Raw genomic sequence first — 3,101 nt, 5'->3', positions numbered from 1 at the left:
GTGCACGCGCTGGTGACGCAGAACTGAGCCCATTTGCCGGAGGGCCCCCGGGGGCCCTCCGGTTTCCGGATCGAAGGAGAGGCCGATGGCCGAGACAGTTGGCACAGCGGTAGCGCCGCCGCCGCTCGTCGCGCTGAGCGGCGTGACGAAACGCTATCCCGGCATTGTCGCGAACGACCGCATCGACATGGCGTTCTGGCCGGGCGAAGTCCATGTTCTGCTTGGCGAAAACGGTGCGGGAAAGTCGACGCTGGTCGGGATTCTGGCGGGGCTGCAACAGCCCGACGAGGGGACGATTTTCCTCAATGGCGCACCGGTGCAGCTCAGCTCGCCCGAGCGCGCGCTCGATCTCGGGATCAGCACGGTGTTCCAGCATTCGATGCTGGTGCCGACGCTGACACTGGCCGAGAACGCCGCGCTCGGCGGCAGGTGGTGGCAAAGCCCCGACCGCAAGGGGGTCGCGGCGAAGATGGCCGAGACGGCCGCGCGCATCGGGGTGACGCTGACGCCCGCGGCGCTCACGGAAACCCTGTCGCTCGGCGAGCGGCAGCAGGCCGAGATCGTGCGCGCGCTGATGCGGGGGGCGAAATTCCTGATCCTGGACGAGGCCACGGCGATGCTGACGCCACGCGATGCGGCGCGCCTCGGGGCGCTGATGCGGCGGCTGGCGGCCGAGGGTGTGGCGGTGGTGTTCATCACCCACAAGCTGAACGAGGCCATCGAATATGGTGACCGGGTGAGCGTGCTGCGCCTCGGGCGCAAGGTGGGGGGGCTCTCCCCGCAGGAGCTGCGCGCGCTCGATGCGCAAAGCGCCACGGACCGGATCGTGAGCCTGATGTTCGGCGCGGCCGGTCCCCGGGGGGATCGGGAGAAGGCGGATGCGCCGCCGCCGGTGGCGGCGGATGCGCCGGTGGTTCTCGAATGTCTCGCGCTGCATGTCGAGGCTGCGGCGGTGCCGGTCTCGGCGATCAATCTGAAGATCGCGGCGGGCGAGATCCTCGGCATCGCCGGGATCGACGGCAACGGCCAGAAGGAGCTGGCCGAGGCGCTGGCCGGGCAACGCCCGATCAGCAGCGGGCGGATCCGGCTCGACGGGGCTTTCATCGAGGGGCTCGATGTCGGGGCGCGGCGCCGGGCGGGGCTGCGCTACGTGACCGATGACCGGCTGGGCGAGGGCACGGTGGGCAGTTTCGCCGTGGCGATCAACCTTCTTCTGAAGCAGATCGGCCGGCCGCCGTTCTGGCAAGACGGGATCGAGCGCCCGCGCCGGATCGACGACAATGCCCGGGCGATGGTGAAGGCGTTCGACATTCGCACGCCCTCGATCCGCACGCCGGTGGGCAAGCTGTCGGGCGGCAACATTCAGAAGGTGCTGCTGGCGCGCGAGCTGACCGACAGCGCGCGGGCGGTGATCTTCGCGAAACCGACCTACGGGCTCGATCTGAACAATATCGCCGCGACGCGCCGGCGCATCCGCGAGGCGGCGGACAAGGGCTGTGCGGCGATCGTGATCTCGACCGAGCTCGATGAGCTGCTGGAGCTGTCGAACCGCATCGCGGTGATGTCGCAAGGCCGGATCGTCGGGATCGTGCCGAACGACGGCGCCGCGCGCCAGCGGATCGGCGAACTGATGAGCGGGGTGGCGGCATGACCGGTCGCGACACGATGCCCGCGGGCCGTCCGGAGGCCCGGGCCCCGACCCTGCGCAAGACGAAAGGAGACCGCGCATGACGCTGGAAACCGTGGACAGCCCGCGTGGCGGCCTGTCGCCGCGGCTGAAATCCACCCTTCAGGGGGTGGCGCTGTCGGTCGGGCCGATGATCGGGGCCTTCGTTCTGTCGGGGCTGGTGCTGCTGGCGATGAAGGTCGACCCGGTCGAGTATTACACCTACGTGTTCCGGCGCGGTTTGCTGTCGCCTTCGGGGGTGCAGGCGACGCTGACGCAGATGGGGCCGTTGCTGTTGCTGGCGGCGAGTCTGATCGTGGCGTTCCGCGCCGGGCTGTGGAATCTGGGCAGCGATGCGCAATTCCTGCTCGGGGCGGTGTTCGTCGCGGCCTGGGCGCCCGTGATGGTGCAGCATCTGCCGGTGTGGCTGACGCTGGTGCTGTCGATGGCGGTCTCGATGCTGTTCGGTGCGCTGTGGGGGTTGTTGCCGGCGATTTTGCGTGCCTGGCAGGGGATCAACGAGATCATCACCACGCTGATGATGAATTTTCTGGGAATTTCGCTGGCCTCGGCACTGGTGAAGCTGGCGTTCGCCGATCCGGCGACGACGGTGCCGCAGACCCGCACCCTGCCGGTCGCCGACCGCCTGCCGGGGCTGTTCGGCACGAACGTGTCGAGCGGTCTGGTGATCGGCCTGGTGGTTATCGTCGCGGTGCATCTGATGATGACGCGCACGGCCTTCGGGCTGAAGCTGCGGGTGGTCGGCGCGAACCCGGCGGCGGCGGCCCATGCCGGGTTGTCGGTGCCGAAGCTGACCGTCGCGGTTTTCGCGATCTCGGCCGGGCTTGGCGGTCTGGCGGGGGCGGTGTCGATCCTCGGTCAATACGGCAATGTGCGCGCCGACTGGAACCCGGGCTATGCCGATACCATCGTGCCTTTGGTGTTTCTGGCGCGGTTCAACGGCTATGCGGCCATTGCCTACGTGTTCCTGTTCTCGGCGCTCGGCATCGGATCGGAAAGCGCGGCGCGGCGGCTGGATGTGCCGAATTACTTCACGCTGGTGACCATCGCGATGTTGCTGGTGCTGCTGGCGGTCAGCGAGCGGTGGGCGGTGCGGCGCCGGGCCGCGGGGAAGGGGGTCTGAGATGACGACATTGTTCACGGATGCGTTCCTGACGGCGCTGGTCGCGGGGGTGATCGCGGCGACGGTGCCATTGCTGCTTGCGGGGCTTGGCGAGCAGATCTCGGAAAAGGCCGGGGTGCTGAACATCGGCATCGAGGGTATGATGCTGGGCGGGGCATTCGCGGGGTTCTGGTTCGCCTGGGCGACGGGGAACCTGTGGCTCGGGTTCCTGTTCGGCGGCCTCGGAGGCATGGCGGTCGGTGCGCTGATGGCGCTGTTTTGCGTGCGGCTCGGGCTCAATCAGATCGTCGT

3 protein-coding genes are annotated in these 3,101 nt (G+C 68.5%); all 3 read left to right on the top strand.

The annotated features are described in order from the left end of the window. The first annotated feature begins 85 nt into the window (after positions 1 to 85). Positions 86 to 1,651, top strand: coding sequence for a putative B6 ABC transporter ATP-binding protein (locus CG50_RS08750; RefSeq protein WP_036637238.1), 1,566 nt, complete (start codon positions 86 to 88; stop codon positions 1,649 to 1,651). Positions 1,652 to 1,727: 76 nt separating this feature from the next. Further along, positions 1,728 to 2,810, top strand: coding sequence for a putative B6 ABC transporter permease subunit 2 (locus CG50_RS08745; protein WP_036637236.1), 1,083 nt, complete (start codon positions 1,728 to 1,730; stop codon positions 2,808 to 2,810). A gap of 1 nt (position 2,811) precedes the next feature. Continuing rightward, positions 2,812 to 3,101 (top strand): ABC transporter permease subunit (locus CG50_RS08740; protein ID WP_036637235.1); only part of this gene is annotated, 290 nt, incomplete at its 3' end.

Source organism: Paenirhodobacter enshiensis (assembly GCF_000740785.1).
In the GTDB taxonomy this organism is placed as follows: Bacteria; Pseudomonadota; Alphaproteobacteria; order Rhodobacterales; family Rhodobacteraceae; genus Rhodobacter; species Rhodobacter enshiensis.
This window is presented reverse-complemented; position numbering and strand designations above follow the sequence as displayed.

Bases quoted from the DNA above. Each gene is read 5' to 3' on its own strand.
- CG50_RS08750 (WP_036637238.1), top strand. From the start codon at position 86: ATGGCCGAGACAGTTGGCACAGCGGTAGCGCCGCCGCCGCTCGTCGCG.
- CG50_RS08745 (WP_036637236.1), top strand. From the start codon at position 1,728: ATGACGCTGGAAACCGTGGACAGCCCGCGTGGCGGCCTGTCGCCGCGG.